The sequence below is a fragment of the Methylophilus sp. OH31 genome, assembly GCF_000576615.1.
GTDB lineage: Bacteria > Pseudomonadota > Gammaproteobacteria > Burkholderiales > Methylophilaceae > Methylophilus.
Map to the genome: position 1 here is coordinate 81,190 of NZ_BAUS01000001.1, position 20,330 is coordinate 101,519.

The 20,330-nt window shown below is 50.8% G+C and carries 19 protein-coding genes; 4 read left to right on the plus strand and 15 right to left on the minus strand.

The features are described from left to right. Positions 1-3: 3 nt before the first annotated feature. The 9 genes from OH31_RS00340 to OH31_RS00380 form a co-directional block, all read right to left on the minus strand. The gene (locus OH31_RS00340) at positions 4-690 is read right to left on the minus strand and encodes a hypothetical protein (RefSeq protein ID WP_024929155.1); all 687 of its coding nucleotides are present in this window, start codon (positions 688-690) and stop codon (positions 4-6) included. 19 nt (positions 691-709) lie between these two features. Then, positions 710-1,372 carry an HAD family hydrolase gene (locus tag OH31_RS00345; RefSeq protein WP_024929156.1) on the minus strand — a complete coding sequence of 221 codons (663 nt, stop codon included), beginning with the start codon at positions 1,370-1,372 and terminating at the stop codon, positions 710-712. Positions 1,373-1,442: 70 nt separating this feature from the next. Next, the gene (gene eda / locus OH31_RS00350) at positions 1,443-2,072 is read right to left on the minus strand and encodes a bifunctional 4-hydroxy-2-oxoglutarate aldolase/2-dehydro-3-deoxy-phosphogluconate aldolase (protein ID WP_019882798.1); all 630 of its coding nucleotides are present in this window, start codon (positions 2,070-2,072) and stop codon (positions 1,443-1,445) included. 138 nt (positions 2,073-2,210) lie between these two features. After that, entirely contained in the window at positions 2,211-4,025 is a 1,815-nt protein-coding gene (edd, locus tag OH31_RS00355) for a phosphogluconate dehydratase (RefSeq protein ID WP_019882800.1), read from the minus strand. Between the two features lie 258 nt (positions 4,026-4,283). Then, entirely contained in the window at positions 4,284-6,005 is a 1,722-nt protein-coding gene (locus tag OH31_RS00360) for a carbamoyltransferase (protein WP_024929157.1), read from the minus strand. A 33-nt stretch (positions 6,006-6,038) separates the two neighbouring features. After that, complete coding sequence (locus OH31_RS00365; RefSeq protein ID WP_242402144.1) at positions 6,039-7,523, minus strand: lipopolysaccharide kinase InaA family protein; 1,485 nt, start codon at positions 7,521-7,523, stop codon at positions 6,039-6,041. Beyond that, entirely contained in the window at positions 7,505-8,380 is an 876-nt protein-coding gene (locus OH31_RS00370; RefSeq protein WP_024929159.1) for a 2OG-Fe(II) oxygenase, read from the minus strand. Before OH31_RS00370 ends, OH31_RS00365 begins: the two co-directional genes overlap by 19 nt. After that, positions 8,377-9,186, minus strand: a complete 810-nt coding sequence (locus OH31_RS00375) for a glycosyltransferase (RefSeq protein ID WP_242402145.1) — start codon at positions 9,184-9,186, stop codon at positions 8,377-8,379. The genes OH31_RS00370 and OH31_RS00375 overlap by 4 nt, the downstream gene beginning before the upstream one ends. Positions 9,187-9,201: 15 nt before the next feature. Beyond that, complete coding sequence (locus OH31_RS00380; protein WP_024929161.1) at positions 9,202-9,984, minus strand: lipopolysaccharide kinase InaA family protein; 783 nt, start codon at positions 9,982-9,984, stop codon at positions 9,202-9,204. Positions 9,985-10,092: 108 nt separating this feature from the next. On the opposite strand from OH31_RS00380, the gene OH31_RS00390 reads away from it, so the two are divergent. After that, positions 10,093-10,965: a lysophospholipid acyltransferase family protein gene (locus OH31_RS00390; RefSeq protein ID WP_024929162.1), complete on the plus strand. Its 873-nt coding sequence runs from the start codon at positions 10,093-10,095 to the stop codon at positions 10,963-10,965. A gap of 41 nt (positions 10,966-11,006) precedes the next feature. Here the strand turns inward: OH31_RS00390 and OH31_RS00395 are convergent, their stop codons facing one another. Together OH31_RS00395 and OH31_RS00400 are read right to left on the minus strand one after the other, a co-directional pair. Next, positions 11,007-11,711 carry a type 1 glutamine amidotransferase gene (locus OH31_RS00395; protein WP_024929163.1) on the minus strand — a complete coding sequence of 235 codons (705 nt, stop codon included), beginning with the start codon at positions 11,709-11,711 and terminating at the stop codon, positions 11,007-11,009. A 3-nt stretch (positions 11,712-11,714) separates the two neighbouring features. Continuing rightward, a complete protein-coding gene (locus OH31_RS00400) occupies positions 11,715-12,257 on the minus strand; it encodes an rRNA large subunit pseudouridine synthase E (protein WP_024929164.1) in 543 nt (180 codons plus the stop codon). Between the two features lie 10 nt (positions 12,258-12,267). Between OH31_RS00400 and icd the strand changes: the two genes are divergently transcribed. Further along, positions 12,268-13,506: an NADP-dependent isocitrate dehydrogenase gene (gene icd, locus OH31_RS00405; protein WP_024929165.1), complete on the plus strand. Its 1,239-nt coding sequence runs from the start codon at positions 12,268-12,270 to the stop codon at positions 13,504-13,506. 85 nt (positions 13,507-13,591) lie between these two features. Here icd and OH31_RS00410 read toward each other — a convergent pair whose 3' ends face one another. Further along, a complete protein-coding gene (locus OH31_RS00410; RefSeq protein ID WP_013441419.1) occupies positions 13,592-13,795 on the minus strand; it encodes a cold-shock protein in 204 nt (67 codons plus the stop codon). A 348-nt stretch (positions 13,796-14,143) separates the two neighbouring features. On the opposite strand from OH31_RS00410, the gene pilB reads away from it, so the two are divergent. Further along, positions 14,144-15,865: a type IV-A pilus assembly ATPase PilB gene (gene pilB / locus OH31_RS00415; protein ID WP_024929166.1), complete on the plus strand. Its 1,722-nt coding sequence runs from the start codon at positions 14,144-14,146 to the stop codon at positions 15,863-15,865. Between the two features lie 37 nt (positions 15,866-15,902). After that, complete coding sequence (locus tag OH31_RS00420; RefSeq protein WP_024929167.1) at positions 15,903-17,126, plus strand: type II secretion system F family protein; 1,224 nt, start codon at positions 15,903-15,905, stop codon at positions 17,124-17,126. Between the two features lie 59 nt (positions 17,127-17,185). Here the strand turns inward: OH31_RS00420 and OH31_RS00425 are convergent, their stop codons facing one another. The 3 genes from OH31_RS00425 to OH31_RS00435 form a co-directional block, all read right to left on the minus strand. Beyond that, positions 17,186-17,893, minus strand: a complete 708-nt coding sequence (locus tag OH31_RS00425) for a DsbC family protein (RefSeq protein ID WP_370576182.1) — start codon at positions 17,891-17,893, stop codon at positions 17,186-17,188. A 69-nt stretch (positions 17,894-17,962) separates the two neighbouring features. Beyond that, positions 17,963-19,171, minus strand: coding sequence for an FAD-dependent monooxygenase (locus OH31_RS00430; RefSeq protein WP_024929169.1), 1,209 nt, complete (start codon positions 19,169-19,171; stop codon positions 17,963-17,965). Continuing rightward, entirely contained in the window at positions 19,161-20,330 is a 1,170-nt protein-coding gene (locus tag OH31_RS00435) for an FAD-dependent monooxygenase (protein WP_024929170.1), read from the minus strand. Before OH31_RS00435 ends, OH31_RS00430 begins: the two co-directional genes overlap by 11 nt.

The following is a 20,330-nucleotide window of genomic DNA, read 5'->3' on the forward strand; positions in this document are numbered from 1 at the left end:
TGCTTATCGACTTTGCAAATAATCAATACTGGCTAAAATGCTCGGTACACAACGGGCTGCCTTTGCCGAGGCCTGCTGATACCCCTGCATGGCAGCTTGCCAGAATGCTTTATCCAGCACGACCATCTCTTCATGATATTTACCTAAACGCACAAAACTGCGAATCCGCGTCGCACACATCAGCGACCAGGGATAAATCGTCATATCAGACACATCAATTAAACCAAATTCACTATTCGGCATCAATAACACGTTACCGCTATGCAAGGAGTGAAAATGCACACCTTTATCGTGCATGGTTGCCAGGAATGTTCCCAGCTTGGCTGCGAGTGGGTAAAGCCTGGCCAGGTCAGAAGCCATTAACTGACGCAAAGTCTGCCCTGCCAGCGGCTGGTAAACCACCGCCGTATGGCCGGAATGCGATAAATGGTAGAGTGATTTCACCGTCACCGTTGGGATATCTAATGCTTGCAAGCGCAATGCATTACGGTAAAAACGCCGGGCATGTGAATACAGGCGAGCACCACTGAATACCCTGCGTGCACGGAAAATCTTGAGAAAATCACCATCTGGCAATTGAATCACTTTCGGACCACGCGGATCCTGCTCGATGATGTTGCCCTCACGGCACATCTGCTGCAAGCGCTCATCGGTCAACAGTTGGCTCGGCGTGTGCAATAGATTCAGCATAAGTGATAATCGCCAATGATCACAGCGCATGCATATGCGGCACCACAGTCACCTGATGTGTGGTGCAATACGCCTGCCAGTCCGGCATATCAGTCCAGTCACTTAAAAACACAAAGTCCAGCCCTGCACCTGTAGATGCCTGGTGGTCAAAGCGACTATCGCCGATAAACAAAGCGGGGAATTGTATGGTGCCATCCGCAATCATGGTCGCCAGATGCTCGTTCTTTTTAGTTGGCCCACCATAAATACCCAGCTCGAATAAACCATCGAGGCCACGGCGCGGAAAAATCTGCCGCAGCTCTTGCTGGTCCCCGCCCGACATCAGCATCCACTTGGCCTGTGACGTCTTTTGCTTTAAATCCATTAACGCTGGCGCGACTTCGCACTGCATTAAGGTCTCATCAAGAATCTCGGTAAAGGTATCCATAAACGCCTGGAATAATTCAGGCGTTAGCGCTTGCTTAATGATCTCGGTAATGTAATAACGGATCTTGTCATTACGTGGAATGCTGCCCAGTTTGATATGGTAATCGACAAAGGCTTGCGCTTGCTCATCGCTACCGCCCATGCGTTTGGCCGTATTGTAATAAGCATCCACTTTGGTCTGGTTGCTATTGAGAACAACGCCATCGCAGTCAAGCACGATGGTTTTATAGATGGAGAGGTCTGGGCGTTGGGACATAGGCTGGATAATAAAAAAGGCTTGTATTGCTACAAGCCTTCATTATAGACGATTTGCGTCGGTGACTTGCTTATTTAGCCGCCACAATCGCTGAAGCTTCTTTCGCCAGTTTGGTGATGTGCGCCCAGTCTTTGTTCGCCACCGCATCAGCTGGTGTCAACCAGGTACCGCCACACACAACCACGTTAGGCAACGCCAGGAAGTTAGGTGCGCTTTCTACGCTCACGCCACCGGTTGGGCAGAATTTCACGTCAGCAAATGGGCCAGCAAACCCTTTGAGCAGGTTGATACCGCCCACAGCCACGGCTGGGAACAACTTCAGAAAGTAGTAATCATCGGCATTCGCCATCATGATTTCAGAGCCTGTAGACACGCCTGGCAGTAATGGCAAGCCAATTTTACGGGCAAACTGACCTAACTCAGTGGTATAGCCTGGGCTCACTGCAAATTGGCAACCTACATCTTTAGAAGCTTGTGCATCTTTCAGGTTACGCACGGTACCGGAACCCAAAATCGCGTCAGGTACGTGCTTGGCGATTTGTTCCATGGCTTGTAGGGCGACAGGTGAACGCAAAGTCACTTCCAGTACTTTAACGCCGCCCTCCAACAAGGCTTCTGCCATTGGTACGGCATCTTCCACTTTGTTGATGACAATGACCGGAATCACCGGGCCATGATTAGCTAACTCTAATGTGCTCATGTTCTCAATCTTTATCTAAATAAATAAACTTTTTTCAATTGCCTGCTTAACAGTGAATTAAAAGTGCTAAGTAAGACTAGGCGCAGAAGCGCAGACAGTACGAATAGTACGGCAAGCGAACTGCAACGCAATTTTAATTTACAACCAGGTGACCGCGCCCTCTTCGGCTGACAGCACATTTCTACGCATACCACCAAACAACTCACGACCCAAACCGTGCGCATTGTGATGACGCTTGGCATCGCTCAACTCTTCAGCTTCGCGCTCGGCCCAGGTGTCTTCATCCACCAGCACGTTCAACTGGCCAACCGTTCCGTTGAGGCGAATAATGTCGCCATTGCGAATTTTGGAAATCGCACCACCGGCACTCGCCTCTGGGCTCAGGTGAATCGCCGCTGGAATCTTGCCAGACGCGCCACTCATACGGCCGTCAGTCACAATCGCGACACGGAAGCCTTTGTTTTGCAGCACAGCCAGTGGCGGTGTCAGTTTATGCAGTTCTGGCATCCCATTCGCTTTAGGGCCCTGGAAGCGAACCACCGCAATAAAGTCTCTTTCCAGCTCACCACGGTCAAACGCTGACAGCAACTCTTCCTGTGCATCAAATACAATGGCTGGCGCTTCAATAATATGACGGTCTTCAGGCACTGCAGAAATTTTAATCACGCTGCGGCCCAGGTTACCCTTGAGCAAGCGCAAGCCGCCAGACTCATTAAATGGGTGTGCAGCGGTACGCACAATGGTTTCATCGCCGCTTTCAGCCGGGTAGTCGGTCCACACCAGTTTATCCGCTGTTTTCTCCGGTTTTTTACCGTAGTCACGCATGCCACCACCGCTGACGGTGTACACATCAGGATACATGTAACCACCTTCGATCAGCTCGCGAATCACGAAACCAGGGCCACCAGCGGTCTGGAATTCGTTGACATCGGCTTTGCCGTTCGGATAAACACTTGCCAGCAAAGGCGTGGCCTTGGCCAGATAGTGGAAGTCGGTCCAGTCAATGATAATACCTGCTGCACGTGCAACGGCTACCCAGTGGATCAAATGGTTAGTTGAACCACCAGTTGCCAGCAAGGCCACCATGGCATTCACAATCACATGTTCGTCAACCAGGCGACCAATCGGCACGAATTTTTCTTTTTTGGTATTTTGTATTACCAGGCGCACCGCTTCGCGCGTCAAATCTTCGCGCATACCATCGTGTGGATGGATAAAAGCTGCACCAGGCACATGCAAGCCCATCGCCTCCAGCAACATCTGGTTACTGTTGGCGGTGCCGTAGAACGTACAGGTACCTGCACCGTGATACGCCGCAGACTCACTCGCCAGCAACTCTTCACGGTCACACAAGCCTTGTGCGTATTTCTCGCGGACTTTGGATTTTGAGGTGTTATCGATACCGGTGCTCATCGGGCCAGCGGGCACGAACACACATGGCAAATGGCCAAAATGCAGCGCGCCGATCAACAGGCCAGGCACAATCTTGTCACAGACACCGAGCAACAAAGAAGCATCAAATACATCATGAGACAAAGCAACCGCAGTACTCATGGCAATAGTGTCGCGGCTGAACAGGCTCAGCTCCATGCCTGGTTCGCCCTGGGTAATGCCATCACACATGGCTGGCACACCACCTGCCACCTGCACGGTTGCACCCAATTTACGGGCTTCATCACGGATAATATCCGGATAGTCCACGTAAGGCTGATGCGCAGACAGCATTTCGTTGTAAGCCGTGACGATACCAATATGCGTTGGTTTCTCGGCATAAATCTTGAACTTGTCGTTTTGTGGCATCGCCGCAAACGCGTGCGCCACGTTGGCACAGCCCAGACGATCCGGGCCTTTTTCACGGTTCAGGTAATCATCAATACGCTGCAAATACGCCTTGCGGGTCGGACGGCTGCGCTCGATGATGCGTTCTGTTACTTCAATGTGAGATTGTTTCATTGACTATCGCTCAACTGTGTTTTAACTACCTGATGAACTATCCTGATGAACTGCTTTGAACTTGCTATTTAGTCACAGTTTAGGGTCGTAATATATATGAATCCAAACAGGTTCCCTACCTGCGATTATCGCCAAACTGGTGCAAGACGTCAAACTGAATTACCAAATTTGATTGTTTTTTTAGACGATTCAATGACTTAAAACAATATAAACCGTTTGAGGGAACCAGTTTGAAGCGCACGCGCTTCAAACCAGCCTTCAGATAGATTTGGTGACCAGAATATCTTCCAGCATCAAATACTCAAGATCGCAGCCATAGAACATATTCAAGGCATCGGTCGGACTGCAAATCATGGGTTCGCCACGGCGATTAAGCGAGGTATTAAGCACCACGCCATTCCCACGCAATTGCTCCAGGTGCTCAATCAACGCGTAATAGCGCGGGTTGGTTTCCTTGGTCACAATCTGCGCACGCGCCGTACCATCCTCATGCACCACTTCCGGAATGCGCGCTTTCCAGGCTGGATTCACATCAAAAGTGAACGTCATATATGGCGCCGGATGCTCTGTTTGCAGAATATCGACTGCAATACGGTCCAGCATACTGGGGCAGAATGGCCGCCAGCGCTCACGGTATTTAATTTGCGCATTGATACGGTCAGCTACGCCCGGAAAACTCGGGTCGCCCAGGATACTGCGACAGCCTAATGAGCGCGGGCCAAACTCCATACGGCCCTGGAACCACGCCAGTGGATTCCCTGCCGCCAGCAATTCAGCCGCCTTACGCGGACCATCTTCGACACGGGTAAAGATAGGCTTGGCTGGATGCGCCTCACAGGCGGCGATACACTCTTCGTTAGTGAACGCCGGGCCCAGATAGGCATGTTCCATTTTATGGATGGTTTCACCCGCCAAATGTGCAGCATAAGTTGCTGCACCGAGGCTAGTGCCATTATCGCCAGAAGCTGGTTGCACAAACAACTCTTTCACATGCGGCAAGGCAATAATACGTTGATTCAATTTTACGTTCAGCGCCACACCACCTGCCATCACAATCTTGCCGGTCTCACGGATGATATCGCCCAGATAATACTCAATCATCTGTAATGCCAGGTCTTCCAGCAGCTTCTGCACGCTGGCCGCGTAATGGATATAAGGATCATCAATCTCATCACCCTCACGCTTAGGTCCCAGCCATTCGATGAGTTTAGGCGTGAAGTAATAGCCCTTACCGTTTTCTTTATAGCGGCGTAAGCCAACCACGTTGACATATTCGGTATTGATGATGAGCTCACCGTTTTCAAACTTGGCCAGGCGGCTTAAATCGTATTTAATTGGGTCGCCATACGGCGCCATGCCCATAACTTTAAATTCGCCATCCAGCATTTCAAAGCCCAAAAATTCAGTGATGGCGCCATACAGGCCACCCAGCGAATCCGGGTCATAGAATTCTTTTATTTTATGAATCTTGCCGTTTTCGCCATAGCCGAAAAAGGTCGTGGCGTACTCGCCTTTGCCATCAATGCCGACAATCGCCGTTTTTTCTTTAAAACCACTCAGGTGATAAGCACTCGAAGCATGTGCCAGATGGTGTTCCACCGGCACATATTGGGCTTTAGTCAGGCCCAGTTCGGCCATCAGCTTAAGCGATTTGTCACGGTTGCGGCGGAAACGGCGGTTACCGTTAAAAATCGCATCCAGCGCACGATCAGGCGCATACCAGTAGCGCTTGGCATAATGCCAGCGCGCAGCCGAGGTCAATGGAATTTCACCGTAAGGAAAAGCAACAATATCCACCTGATCCGGCGTAATACCTGCCTGTTTCAGGCAAAATTGCGTCGCCTCGTAAGGCCAGTGATTTTTAGCGTGCTTGTCGCGGATAAAACGTTCTTCTTCCGCCGCAGCGACAATCTTGCCGTCCACCAGAATGGCAGCAGAAGCGTCATGCCCCAAGGCACCGGATAAACCTAAAACAATCATGCAGAAACTCGCGTAATGATTTAATGGAAATAACTAAAGGGAAATGCCCGCCAGCCTGAGTGGCGTATGGTCCTGATAAATCAGGCTAAACGACTTAAGCAGTGCATTATACAGGGAAGTATCCTGTTTCCAATTTTGCAGCAGGCGCCGGACATCTTTAGCATGTGCGCGCAAAGCCATTTGCGTACGGCGATGTTGCTGCATGCTATCAAGGTCAATGACCACAATCTCGCCCTGATCGGTGACTTGCAGGTTACTGGCTTTCAGATCGCCATGAGAGACTTTAAGCAAATACCACTGGTAGCACAACGTCACCAGCTGGTGAATAACCCGCTCACGCATATCGCTATCGGTACACTTTTGGAAAAAGGTCAGTGCATCCGGCCATGGGCTGTAAGCAGACACAAAGTAAGCGCGGCCACGCATGCCGCAGTAGCGCTGCTCATACATCAACAATGGCTGTGGCGTCAGCATGCCATAATATTGCAGACGATGCGCGTTACGCCACGACGCTGCCGCACGACTGGGTCGCCAGGCGCGGCTCAGGCCATGTAGCCAGTTCTTGATGTTATACCGTTTGATCACCACCGCCTCGTCTTGCAGATGCGTATGCACCACAGTGCAGGTGTTGCCCGGCTTCAGCACCTTGCCGACATGCATGGCCACCTCAAGTGCAGGCAAGTCTGTTGCATGCAAGCCGCCTGCCGCACTCACCGCCTGCGCACTCTGGCTGGTTTGCTGCCAGGCAACATCGCTGCAAGTACGGAAAATTTTACGCGTGACATAACGCTCAACCTCTTGCGCCTTCATTTTTTTGGCCAAGGTCAGCAATGTGGAAGCTAACAAAGTCGCTTGCCACCCACGCGCCTGATCATACGCTGCCAGTAAAGGCGCCACCCAGGCATGCTGATCCAGCACCTGCACTTTTGAGATCAACTCAGCCAACTGCCGATAAGCCTGACGCTGGTTCAAGGTATGTTTCTGAATACCATCACCGTCCAGCGACCATACTTTATTATCCGACAGTAGAAAATTTTTAAGATGCAAATCCGTCTGCACCAAGCCAGCCACATGCTGTGCAGCCAGGGTTTGCACCAATTGTTTGAGTAACAGCAAGCCTTGTTCAGGGGGCAACGTCTGGTATAACACATCGGCATTATCTGCGGGCGCGATAGCGGTGTAGATCAAGATGCTGGCACGCTGGTCTGCGGAATGTCCTTGCCACAACAAGGCAGGCGTTGCCAACCCTGCTTGCGTGAGCCAACGCACGCCTTGCGCATCGCGTGAGGCATATTTTTCTGCCTGCGCACCGAGAAATACTTTAGCGAACACCGCCTTGCCAGACCATTGCGCGCGAAATACCCAGCGCCGCTGCGGCAAAACACGCACAGCGACCAGCCCGGTCAATGCAGACTGGTCAGACAGCAGGATAGCGCCCGTGGCGCTATCAACAACATCACACATGGCAGGCGCGATGATCGCGTCATGCATTGCCACCATTAGCGGGATTTCCACCATTGCGCAATTTGCTGCAGCCAGCTAGCTTGCCCGGCGAATAACTTTTTCGCCCGTTTATCGCGTTTTTTCATCATTTTTTTCACTTGCGATTTTGTCTCTGCATCATCATGCGGCCTGGCCACATACAAGGTATGGCGAGAATCTCCCTGTTCATTCGGGATAGGCAAGGCCTGGTAGTAATACAGCGCGATCGACCGACGCGTAATACCTTCCGGTGTGGTCAATGGATCAGGATGCCCATGAAAGCTGTCAGCATCGGTATTAAAAATCACGCAACGGTTAAACAAAGGCGCCACCGTTTGCTGCCTAGCCTGCATTTGCCGGTCCCATAACTCCAGATTACCGCCATACTCCGGCAGCCAGTCCTGGTTTAAATACACCAGCATATTGACGCGGCGATACAGTTGCAGGCCTTCATTGACCTGAAAGTCAGCATGGATGCCGAGCAAGCCGCCAGCAGACGTTTCGTGCAAGCCACCGCCTGCGAAATAGGGGTCTGGCAACAGACCTTTAAAACCGGTCAGGGTTTCAATAAACTGCAACATGGCGGCAGAGTTAAATAAGGCAAACGCCGCGCGCAAGGTTTCATCGCAGTCATAGGGTGAAATTTGACGTTTATGTGTACCGCCATAGCCTTTTTCATACACCTTGTCATGCGCCTTGGGGTCTTGCGGAAAGTGATCCAGCAATAACTGTGTAAATGCGGCAGGAAAAATATTGTCGATCACCGCATGCGGAAACGGCTGCGCTTGCGCATACTCCTCAGCCAGCAAACTGCCGATATCTTTGGCCTGCTGCATATCCAGGGAAAATCCATTTCCCATTTCAATTGGTAATAGCCCATCAGTCATGGTCATTTTGTTGTTTCCTGCTGTGACTGTAATTGTTTAAGCATGGCTTGTTTACGCTGTAAACGGCGGTTTTGCGCAGTATACCCGCTCACAAGCCCAACCGTTCCCGCCTCGACATGGTCAAGGTAACGAAACAAACGCGCCGCTGACATGCGCTCAATGACATAGCCTTGCGCAACCAGCTTATCCTGCAATACATAGCCAGGAATCTGTTGCTGCATATAAAAACGGTATCCCAGCTTTTTCATCAAACCCACATTCCACAAGGCAAAAAAGCTCTTGATATACGGCTCGATGTAAGGCCGGGCCTGGCGCGCAGGCAGGCCTAGCTGCTGCTTGATACGACGGCTGTGGTACTTGAAAAAGCCAGTGAATGCGCGCCAGAACAAACGCACATGGCCACGGTTTAACTGATGCAAACAGCCAATCGCGGCAATATTAGGCTGGCGCTGCATACGCTGCAAACAATCAAGGAAAATTTGCGGCTCGTAAATAAAGGTATCGGTATGCATCAAAAACAGGTAATCCGTATTGATCGCAGCTAGAATCAAATCCAGGCCTTCACCGTGCGCAGCAAACCCTTGCTCTTTGCCTGGTGATGGGCGCTCAATTAAATGGATCCACTCCAGGCTGCGCAAGTATGCTGTACTTTCATCCGCAGAATCATTATCCACCACCCAGACGTCGACGGCATTAGCATCCAGCGCACCGCTATCGAAATGGCTTTTGATAAAATTCAAACAGGTACGGGTCAAATCCAGCGTTTTGTAATTCACCAGCCCGATGCTGAATCTTGGTAATGTGTGTGCCATAGACATACTTATCCGTTAACGCTTGCTACGCTTGGTTATCCATTTGAGTAACTGGCGATCACACCAGCCTAACGGCCGCGTATATGTCTCACCATACAAATAATGCTTTAAAAAATAGAGGCGATCGCGGTCACTCAGGTCTGCAGTATGCCGATGTAATGCCGCCAGGTCGAAACGCGCACGACGCCAGGCGCCTAGGCTTTGCCTGGCTTTTTCCAGGTCAATCAGTGCCACATCAGGCGCGACATCATCCTGCCGCACAAAAATATGCTTGGGATACAAAGCGCGATGCACCCAGCCCAGGTCGTGAAAGCGGCGAATCTGCCTGGCAACTGCGCGTAACAGCTGCCTACGCGCATGCTGGGGTTGATTCAGCATGCTTGGTAATAATTGCTCCAGATCGACAAAACCATGCAGGTTCTCTGTGACCAGAATGGCGCGCTGATTGCCAGCCTGCGGCGATTCGGCATACATCAGCACTTTGGGCGCAGGAATGCCCGCCTTTGCCAGCGACTGCAAGCGATGGTATTCACGGCGGAAAGTCGGCTCACCAGCAAACGGATGGCATAAGGTGCGGCGACCATGATTCTGCTGCTTTTTCACAAACAAGGTCAGTGCAGGCAGATTTTCCTGCGGCAATACCAGCTTGCCGACACCACTCCAGCCACCACGCCGCTGATTAGGCGCCTCAAACCAGGCGATATCACGTGTCCACCAGGCTTCAAACGTATCCAGCCCATGACGCTGCAGGGCCGCTTCGTAGACAGGATCTTGATAATGATTCAGGGAATGTTCCAAAATTAATTGTGCTGAAATAATTGACGCCAATGCGGGTTTTTAAACCACATTTTGTTAACATAAGAGCTAATCTCAAATTTTAACAGAATGCGTTTATAAATTAGCCTCATGTTGCTGTTTTTCTGCAAAACCATCGCCCGCCTGCCACTGTCCTGGGTACATAGACTGGGGGCATTCTTCGGCTGGATATCTTATCTTTCTGACCACAAAAGCAATCGTATTGCGCTGGAAAATATTAAACAAAGCGGTTTGGCTGCTAGCGAAGCGCATGCAAAACAATTAGTCAAAACCAGTCGCATCGAAGCAGGCAAGGCGATTCTGGAAACATTCTTTATCTGGGGCAACCCCACGGCAAAGCTGTTGCCATTGATACAGCAAGTGCATGGCTGGCAACATATCACTGAGGCGCAAGCACAAGGCAAAGGCCTGATTTTCCTCACCCCGCACCTGGGCTGTTTTGAAATCACGTCCATTTATTATGGCGAGCGAGCGCCCATCACCGTGCTTTACCGGCCACCAAAATTGCAATGGTTAAGTGAGTTGGTTGTAAAAGGCAGGCAAAAAGGCAAGGTGGATATGGCCCCGGCCAATGCCAGCGGCGTGAAAAAGCTGCTACAGGCATTGAAATCCGGCCAGGCCATCGGCATTTTGCCGGATCAGATCCCCAGGCAGGGCGAAGGCGAATGGGCGGACTTTTTTGGCAAACCGGCCTATACCATGGGACTAGCCAGCAAACTGGCCAGCAAGGCAGACGCTATCATTATCATGGCGTTTGGTGAGCGACTGCCCAACGGAAAAGGATTTAATATTCACCTGACACAGGTAGAGGATATTGGCACGCCTGCCCTGCTCAACCAGGCAATTGAGCGCCAGGTGGCACAATGCCCCGAACAGTACTTATGGCAATACAACCGCTTTAAGCAGCGGCGTTACGCTCTGCACAAGTTAGAAAAAGCCCAGCAGGAGCAGGCTGAGCGTTGATCGACCATCGACAAACACGCAGCGCTCACATAGCCAGTTTGCTAAGCCAGGCCTTGAATCCAGCGGCTGTACACTTTATCGGCCACACGGTGTAACACTTCGCAATCGGCTTCCACACCGGACAGCATGGTATCGGCAGACTGTACCGCGGGGCTAGCTGCTGAGCTGGCAATGTCACTTTTCCATTGCTCGGTCCATATTTTAACCATGCTCGGCGTCATTTCGATATGGCATTGCAAACCGATATGCTTACCCATCACATAAGCCTGGTTAGCGCAATAAGCGCTGGATAATACATGCGTAGCACCCTCAGGCACCGTAAAGGTTTCACCATGCCAGTGGAAGCTGTTAAAGGCTTGCAAGTCACCAAACCAATCGCGCGCCACAGCATGATCTGCCACTTGCACATCGCCCCAGCCGATCTCCTTGACCGGGTTTTTGCTGACCACACCACCCAGCGCCTTGCTGATGAGCTGGCCGCCCAGGCAATGGCCAAGCAAGGGCACATCGGCTTGCACGGCCTGTTGAATGAGTTGCAACAATGGTGGAATCCACGGCAAATCATCGTTCACGCTCATGGGGCCACCCATGAGTACAATGCCACTGTAATCATCGACAGAGGCAGGCACCGCCTCACCTTTATCAATCCGTACTTCGCACCACGGAATAGCATGTTGCGCCAAAAAAGTGCCCAAATAACCAGCACCCTCGCAGCAAGCGTGCCTGAATATCACCACCGGTTTCATGATTTACCTTACTAAACTAACTTCCTGATATTGCCCAAGCAAGATTCCGTCCAAGGTGTACGGTCCTATCGCATAACGAATCAAGCGCAAGGTCGGAAACCCTACGTGCGCGGTCATTCGTCGCACCTGGCGGTTCTTGCCTTCACTGATTTTAAGCTCCAGCCAGGTGGTGGGAATGTGTTTCCGCTCGCGAATCGGCGGCTCGCGCTGCCATAAATGGTCAGGTTCGGCGATGATTTTCACCTGCGCAGGCTGCGTGACAAAATCACCCAGATCAACACCCTGTTGCAATGGCATCAAATCTGCTTGTGTAGGAGCACCTTCTACTTGTGCCCAATAGGTTTTGATCTGTTTGTGTTTTGGATGACTTAAACGATGTTGCAATCCACCATCATCGGTTAAAATAAGCAATCCTTCGGAGTCAGTATCTAACCGCCCGGCTGCATATACGTTGGGAATCGGAATATAGTCTTTGAGCGTCGCGTGTTTTTCATGCGCAGTGAACTGACACACGACGTTAAAAGGTTTGTTAAACAGTAATAACATGGAAAGCGCTATGTCTAAATTCAAGGTGCCAGCCACTGGCAGCAAAATCATTGTCAATGCCGATAATACCCTAAATGTTCCCGACCAACCTATTATCCCGTTTATCGAAGGCGATGGCATTGGTATCGACATCACACCACCCATGATCAAAGTGGTAGATAGCGCGGTTGAAAAAGCCTACGGCGGTAAGCGCAAGATCTCCTGGATGGAAGTCTATGCCGGTGAAAAATCCACGACCATATACGACAAAGACACCTGGTTATCTGACGAAACCATGGCGGCATTAAAAGAGTATGTCATCTCGATCAAGGGCCCATTGACTACTCCAGTAGGCGGCGGCATTCGCTCATTGAACGTGACGCTGCGTCAGGAACTGGACTTATACGTCTGCTTGCGCCCTATCCAGTACTTCACAGGCGTACCTAGCCCGGTCAAACACCCGGAAAAAACCGATATGGTGATTTTCCGTGAAAACACCGAAGACATTTATGCCGGCATCGAGTGGGCCGCCGGCACTGAGGAAGTGAAAAAAGTCATTAACTTCTTGAGTGATATGGGTGTGCGCAAAAAGATCCGCTTCCCTGAGGCCTCTTCCATCGGCATCAAACCAGTGTCTATCGACGGCAGCAAACGCCTGATCCGCAAGGCGATTCAATACGCGATTGATAACAACCGTAAATCAGTCACGATTACCCACAAAGGCAACATCATGAAGTTCACCGAGGGTGGCTTCCGCGACTGGGGTTATCAACTGGCCAAAGAAGAGTTTGGTGCAGAACTGATTGACGGTGGTCCATGGTGCAAACTGCCGAATGGCATCATCATCAAAGACTGTATCGCCGATGCATTCCTGCAGGAAATCCTGTTGCATCCGGAAGATTACGATGTCGTGGCAGCCTTAAACCTCAATGGCGACTACATGAGTGATGCGCTGGCAGCACAAGTCGGCGGTATCGGCATCGCGCCTGGCGCCAACCTGAGCGACACCATCGCCATGTTTGAAGCCACGCATGGTACGGCGCCTAAAATCGCCGGTAAAAACCTGGCTAACCCAAGCTCACTGATTTTGTCAGCCGAAATGATGTTACGCCATATGGGCTGGGTAGAAGCGGCAGACCTGGTATTGAATGGCGTGGCCAAAGCGATTGCCAGCAAACGCGTCACTGGCGACTTCAGTAGCCAGATGGAAGGTGCAACCCAGGTCGGCACGGCTGAATTTGGTGACGAAATCATCAAGCAGATGGCATAAGTCCTGGCCACTGGCCTCGATTTGAATATAAAAAAAACGGCTCGCAATTGCGAGCCGTTTTGTATTTTTTACCCCTAAAACAAAATTATGCTTTTTGTATGTTTGAGGCCTGTTTCCCTTTGGGACCTTCAGTCACATCAAAGGATACACGTTGACCTTCTTTCAAGCTTTTATAACCAGATTCAACGATTGCGGAGAAGTGCGCGAACAAATCGTCACCGCCGTCATCGGGAGTAATGAATCCAAAGCCCTTAGAGTCGTTAAACCACTTTACGGTACCTGTTGCCATTTTACTTCCTTACTTTTTTACTTAACAGGGAGGCGCCCCAAAAGTTTGTCTCAAGTACTCCAGTCGCAATTAACAAGCTTTGCTTTACTTAAAGACGGCTACAAAAAACCTGAACCCAAACGCCTTAAGGATTTATAAGTTAGCATAATTTAAATGTCAAGACTAATTTTGTATCTTTTAACGAAAGCTAAAAAATACAATTAAAATTTGTATAAATGCTGCATGAGAGCCCGTCTTTTCTACGATTTGAATCTGTGATCCTCCACGTATACTAAAGTAAAAAGTATAGTGGTATCAGTACATTAACAGCCCTATTTCACTGTTTAGAAGACACGTTTAAAGACATCTATGGCAACACTGGAAAGTTCAAGAAAACTGGGAGGCATGGCGCGCATGCTGGTGCAATCTTCGCTGATGAACGAAGATGATGCCGCCGCATTGCAAGAAAAGTCCTCTGCACAAAAAGTCAGTTTTCTGGCGGCAACGTTGGCGCAAAAAAAGATTTCGGCTAAAGATATTGCGCAAACAGCCTCGAATGCTTTTGGCTTTCCCTTTCTAGACCTGGATGCACTGGATCAGGATTCACTGCCAGACAAAACCATAGACATCAAACTCATGCAGTCGCATCGGGTATTGCTGCTGCAACAAAAAAGCAATGTTGCCTATATTGCGATCTCCGACCCGACCAATCTGCACTCGCTGGATACTATCCAGTTTCAGATGGGCGCTACGCTATTCCCGATCGTGGTGGAAGATGACAAGCTGGGCAAATGGATCGATAAAATTGTCGACTCCAAAGATACCAGCATGTCTAACCTCAATGCCGGCAGTGACGATTTTGATCTGGGGATGGAGGACGCTGGCGAAGAACAGGAAGCAGAAGTCATACAAGAAGTCGACGATGCGCCTGTGGTCAAGTTCTTGCAAAAGATATTGCTGGATGCCATTAACATGGGGGCGTCCGACTTGCACTTTGAGCCTTATGAAAAGTTTTACCGTATCCGCTTCAGGGTGGACGGTGTGTTAAGGGATATGTCGCAGCCGCCATTGGCAATCAAGGAAAAACTGGCCTCGCGCATCAAGGTCATCTCCAATCTGGATATTTCCGAAAAGAGAATTCCGCAAGATGGGCGCATGAAGTTAATTATCACCAAAACCCGTGCCATTGATTTCCGCGTCAGCACCTTGCCATTGATTCACGGTGAAAAGATTGTGATGCGGATCCTGGACCCAACCAGTGCGACACTAGGCATTGAAGCCCTGGGCTATGAAGCAGAACAGCAAGCTTCGCTACTCAAGGCGATTCACCGCCCATATGGACTGGTATTGGTCACTGGGCCGACGGGCTCGGGTAAAACCGTCTCACTGTATACTTGCTTAAACCTGCTCAATGATCCTGGCGTCAACATTTCTACCGCTGAAGATCCGGCAGAAATTCCTTTAGCGGGCATTAACCAGGTCAACGTGAATGATAAACAAGGCCTGACCTTTGCTGCGGCACTGAAATCCTTTTTACGCCAGGACCCGGACATCATCATGATTGGTGAAATTCGTGACCTGGAAACTGCAGACATGGCAATCAAGGCAGCTTCTACCGGCCATATGGTATTGTCTACCCTGCATACCAATGATGCGCCAACTACTTTATCTCGATTATTGAATATGGGCGTCGCCCCCTTCAATATTGCTTCTGCCGTGACGTTAATTACAGCACAACGCCTGGCCAGGCGTTTATGCAAGCACTGCAAAGTGCCCTTAAACGTGCCACAAGAGGCACTGCTCAAAGTCGGCTTTACCGAAGCCATGCTGGAAGGTGACTGGCAATTATATGGCGCGAAAGAAGGCGGCTGTGAACACTGCAATAATGGCTACAAAGGCCGTGTCGGCATTTACCAGGTAATGCCTATCACTGAAGCCATGGCGCAGATCATTATGTCCAACGGCAATGCGCTGGATATTGCCGCGCAAGCGAAAAAGGACGGTGTGAAAGATTTACGCGAATCAGGCTTACTTAAAGTAAAACAGGGCTTAACCTCGATTGAAGAAGTGGAAGCGGTCACCAATGAATAACTCAGGTGAGTCAATCAACCAATTTTAAGAAAACACTATGGCGACTGGTAATATCAAACAATCCGTATACCAATGGGAAGGTAAAGACCGCAAAGGCAAGCTGGTCAAAGGCGAGATGCGCGCCAATGGCGAAGCCGTGGTCAATGCCACGTTGCGTCGCCAGGGCATTACAATCATCAAGGTCAAAAAGCAAAGCTCACTAGCCATCAAAGGCAAAGTCACCGAAAAAGACATTACTTTGTTTACACGCCAGCTTGCCACCATGATGAAAGCCGGCGTCCCCCTCTTGCAAGCCTTTGATATTGTTGGCAAAGGCCACCATAATCCGGCGGTATCCAAACTACTGTCTGATATTAAAGCTGACGTTGAAACTGGCAGCAGCCTGAGTGCGGCATTCCGCAAATTTCCGCTGTATTTTGATCAATTATTTTGCAACCTGGTCGGCGCGGGTGAGCAAGCCGGTATTCTGGATAGTCTGTTAGACCGATTGGCGACCTATAAAGAAAAAATTCTCGCCATTAAAAGCAAAATCAAATCCGCATTGGTGTATCCAGCGTCGATTATCGTCGTCGCGTTTGTGATCACCGCCGTGATTATGATTTTCGTAGTGCCTGCATTTAAAGACCTGTTCAGCAGTTTTGGGGCAGATTTACCGGGCCCAACGGTCGTAGTGATCAACTTATCCGACTTCTTTGTTAAATGGTGGTGGGCAATTTTTGGCTCGATTGGCGGCGGCTTATGGTTCTTTTTCTACACATGGAAACGCTCAGAGAAACTACAAGCCACCATGGACCGCTTAATGCTCAGGCTACCCATTTTTGGCGAGTTGATCCGTAAAGCCACCATTGCCCGCTTTGCCCGTACACTTTCGACCATGTTTGCGGCGGGTGTGCCATTGGTAGAAGCGCTGGACTCCGTTGCCGGGGCTTCTGGCAACAAAGTATATTTTGATGCCACAAAAAAAATCCAAAGCGAAGTCAGTACCGGCACCAGCCTCACGGTATCAATGCAGAACGCCAATGTATTCCCTAATATGGTGATACAGATGACAGCGATTGGTGAGGAGTCAGGCTCTTTAGACGGCATGCTGACCAAAGTCGCTGACTTTTACGAAGGTGAAGTGGATGACGCAGTGGCAGCCATTTCCAGCCTGATGGAGCCTGTGATCATGGTGGTATTGGGGGTATTGATCGGTGGCCTGGTCGTCGCCATGTATATGCCTATCTTTAAAATGGGCAAGGTGGTCAGTGGCGGCGGTTAAAACCGTCGCATACAAAAAAGGGGCTATGCAATAGCCCCTTTTTTATTCACGCATCCACACTACTTTTTTGCTGCCTGTAACGACTTCTCAATTTCATCAGCAGGCTGCGCACCTAACATGCGCTTGCCATTTTCAAAGAACAGGGTCGGCGTGCTGTTAACCCCCACTTTATGCGCCAATTCGCCGACTTTTTCCAGCGGCACGTCACATTTAGCTGTAGAAGCTGGCAATTTGTTATTGAAAATCCAGTCCTGCCAGGCTTTCACCCGATTGCTGGCACACCAGATACTGCGTGATTTATTGGCCGCATCCGGGTGCAATTGCTCAATCGGATACAAGAAAGTGTAAATGGTCACGTCGTTAATATTGCTAAGCTCTTTCTGCTCCAGACGTTTACAGAATGGGCAATCAACATCTGAAAACACCACCAGTTTGCGGCTACCATTGCCTTTAACCACTTTAATCGCCTGATCCAGCGGCAAGCTGTTGAAGTCGATTTTAGTCAATTCATCCATGCGTTCACCGGTAATGTCTTTTTTGGTTTTTGGATCAACCAGGCGGCCTTCGGCAATCAGGAAACTGAATTTGTCATCGGTATAAATAATTTGCCCACCCATAAATACTTCATACAGACCTGGGTATGGCGTTTTGGTCACACTGTCGACCTTGAATTTTGGATAAGCGCCTTCTACCAGTTTTTTCAGGCTGGCTTCGTCTGCAACGCCGTTAAAAGACCATAGCGTGGCCAAGGCAATCAAGCCGCCCATCACACACTGGCCGATAGATTTTTTCATGACATACTCTTTCTCAAACATGCGCAATGGCTCACTGCCATATCAGCCCTGAGTCGCTGCGCGAATTAAAAAACGTTTAAGCATAGCACTGTTTTCCACCCCACGTAAGCCTAGCAGGGCGGCGTGTGTCCACACGGCTTGCGGACGCGCAAACAAGCCATCCAGACCGCGTGTCAGTGCATGCATCTTCAAAATATCCGGCTGCCGTGTACGCATGACATGCCGTAAAAAACGCGCATCGCCTAATGGCCGGATCGCTGGCAATTGGGCAACCTGCGCACAAAGTGCTTGTACATCCTGAAAGCCCAGGTTGACGCCCTGCCCAGCCATAGGATGCACCTGATGCGCGGCATCCCCTAACAGCATGACTTGCGGCAACGCCATGGTATCAGCGGTGTTCTGCATCAGCGGGAAAGCGAGCACAGGGCCACTAGACGTTAACTGCCCAAGCACTTTGCCACTGCGCTCTGCCACTTCCACGGCTAATGCTTCTGCGGACAACACCTGTTTTTGCGTGGCAAGCGCAAGAGGCAAAGCCCACACCAGTGATACCTGTTGTTGCGGCATGGGCAACAAAGCCAAGGTCTCATGTTCGCCAAACCACTGTCTGGCAATATTGTCATGTGGCCGCTTGGCTTTAAAGTTGGTCACCAACGCCGTTTGTGCAAAATCCACTTGCTGCACACCCACGTCACATTGCGACCGCACCCATGAACGTGCACCATCAGCGCCTAATAACAATGACGCCTCAATCTCATGCTGCGGTAAGGATAAGCGCACGATATGACCGCAATGTTGCAATGACTGCGCCGGGGCGTCGGTGATCACAGTCACCTCAGACTCCGCTAATGCCTGCCAGCAAGCATGCATCAAGGCCTGGCTCTCAACGATGTACCCCATCTCAGACAAGTGCGCTTCGTCGGCATTCAGGCGCAAGCTAGGCGTCGCATGGCTATGGGTGGGCGACCATAAGTGCATGGCTGCAATCGGGTTAATTCGACTGGCTGGCAAACGCGACCACACGCCCAGCTCGCGCAACCAGTCTACGGTTTGATTGGTGAGTGCATAGATACGGGCATCCCAATGTACTACATCAGTGATCCAGTCTGCAGGCAGTAACTGTGCCGGCTTGGCATCAGTCAATACCACCTGTTTACCCAGACGCGACAGGGCAATCGCGGCGGTCAGGCCAACCAGGCCTGCACCCACAATCACAACATCGGTTTTAATCAAAGGATGTTCAGCTGCCATAACTCATCTTGTTGACCAGGAAACGCCGCGCCATCGGCAACAGGCTGAGTGCGCCCAGTCCAGCCCCCCTTAACAGGCCGACCCCGACCAGGTCATTGGAAAATACATTGACCAGAAAATCAGTGAACTGCAAGCCACGGCCGGTATCACGCTGCCGAGACTGGTGATATTCAGCCAGGCGGTGTGCGGCGCCCCATTCATTGGCTTGCGTCGCTGCCACATTTTTAGCCAGTGCCACGGCATCGCGGATGCCGACATTAAACCCCTGCCCCGCCACCGGGTGCATGGTTTGCGCCGCGTTACCGATGACCACGCAATGCGCGGCGAACGTCTGGCCCAGTTTACTCAATTTGAGTGGGAACCTGAATCGTTTACCCGCATGCAAAAACTTTCCAACGCGGTCACCAAATGCCTCATGCAAGGCTTGTAGAAAAGCAGCGTCATCCAGCGCGGCGACCTCATCCAGATAGGCCTGCTCGCCCGTCCACACCAGCGAAAATTGTTGCCCGTTCGGTAATAATGCCATTGGCCCGCGTGGCGTAAACCGCTCGTAGGCAATATTGTGGTGCGGCTGCTCGGTTTGCACCAGACCAACCAACGCATCATGTCCATAATGCTTGGTTTCGCGCACCAGGCCTGGAATCGCCTCCAGGCTGCGGCCACCATCGGCAATCACTGCCAAGGGCGTCGCTAATACCTGTATGCCACCATCAACAGGCTGATACTCAATTTCCGTCGCGTTGGCATGTACATTGAGGCCGATTACCGGCACCTGGTATTGCATGGTGATGCCCGCAGGTGATTGCTCAAGTCGCGCATCCAGCGCCTGCATCAAGGCCCCATAAGAAACCACATAACCCAAAGCAGGCAAATCATGCTCTTGCGCCTTAAGCACGGTGCGGCCAAAACCTTTCTGTTGCGAAACATGAATGGTTTCAATCGCGGTGACAGCGGTTTCCAGTAGAGACCACACGCCTAGTTGCGCCAATACCAGGCGCGTGCCGTAAGACAATGCCAACGCGCGGCCATCGCCATACATGGCACCTGGCGACTGCGCCTCCAGCACCGTCACCGGCACACCGGATTGTTGCAACGATAGCGCCAGCACCAGCCCGACCGGGCCGCCGCCTATCACTACCGGATGGTCTATAGTTTGCAT

Bases quoted from the DNA above. Each gene is read 5' to 3' on its own strand.
- OH31_RS00425 (WP_370576182.1), bottom strand. From the start codon at position 17,893: ATGGGCGGCTTGATTGCCTTGGCCACGCTATGGTCTTTTAACGGCGTT.
- pilB (WP_024929166.1), top strand. From the start codon at position 14,144: ATGGCAACACTGGAAAGTTCAAGAAAACTGGGAGGCATGGCGCGCATG.
- OH31_RS00345 (WP_024929156.1), bottom strand. From the start codon at position 1,372: ATGTCCCAACGCCCAGACCTCTCCATCTATAAAACCATCGTGCTTGAC.
- OH31_RS00400 (WP_024929164.1), bottom strand. From the start codon at position 12,257: ATGTTATTACTGTTTAACAAACCTTTTAACGTCGTGTGTCAGTTCACT.
- OH31_RS00360 (WP_024929157.1), bottom strand. From the start codon at position 6,005: ATGATTGTTTTAGGTTTATCCGGTGCCTTGGGGCATGACGCTTCTGCT.
- OH31_RS00395 (WP_024929163.1), bottom strand. From the start codon at position 11,711: ATGAAACCGGTGGTGATATTCAGGCACGCTTGCTGCGAGGGTGCTGGT.
- icd (WP_024929165.1), top strand. From the start codon at position 12,268: ATGTCTAAATTCAAGGTGCCAGCCACTGGCAGCAAAATCATTGTCAAT.
- OH31_RS00410 (WP_013441419.1), bottom strand. From the start codon at position 13,795: ATGGCAACAGGTACCGTAAAGTGGTTTAACGACTCTAAGGGCTTTGGA.
- OH31_RS00365 (WP_242402144.1), bottom strand. From the start codon at position 7,523: ATGGTGGAAATCCCGCTAATGGTGGCAATGCATGACGCGATCATCGCG.
- edd (WP_019882800.1), bottom strand. From the start codon at position 4,025: ATGAAACAATCTCACATTGAAGTAACAGAACGCATCATCGAGCGCAGC.
- OH31_RS00430 (WP_024929169.1), bottom strand. From the start codon at position 19,171: ATGGCAGCTGAACATCCTTTGATTAAAACCGATGTTGTGATTGTGGGT.
- OH31_RS00435 (WP_024929170.1), bottom strand. From the start codon at position 20,330: ATGCAAACTATAGACCATCCGGTAGTGATAGGCGGCGGCCCGGTCGGG.
- OH31_RS00420 (WP_024929167.1), top strand. From the start codon at position 15,903: ATGGCGACTGGTAATATCAAACAATCCGTATACCAATGGGAAGGTAAA.
- OH31_RS00370 (WP_024929159.1), bottom strand. From the start codon at position 8,380: ATGACCATGACTGATGGGCTATTACCAATTGAAATGGGAAATGGATTT.
- OH31_RS00340 (WP_024929155.1), bottom strand. From the start codon at position 690: ATGCTGAATCTATTGCACACGCCGAGCCAACTGTTGACCGATGAGCGC.
- OH31_RS00375 (WP_242402145.1), bottom strand. From the start codon at position 9,186: ATGGCACACACATTACCAAGATTCAGCATCGGGCTGGTGAATTACAAA.
- OH31_RS00390 (WP_024929162.1), top strand. From the start codon at position 10,093: ATGTTGCTGTTTTTCTGCAAAACCATCGCCCGCCTGCCACTGTCCTGG.
- eda (WP_019882798.1), bottom strand. From the start codon at position 2,072: ATGAGCACATTAGAGTTAGCTAATCATGGCCCGGTGATTCCGGTCATT.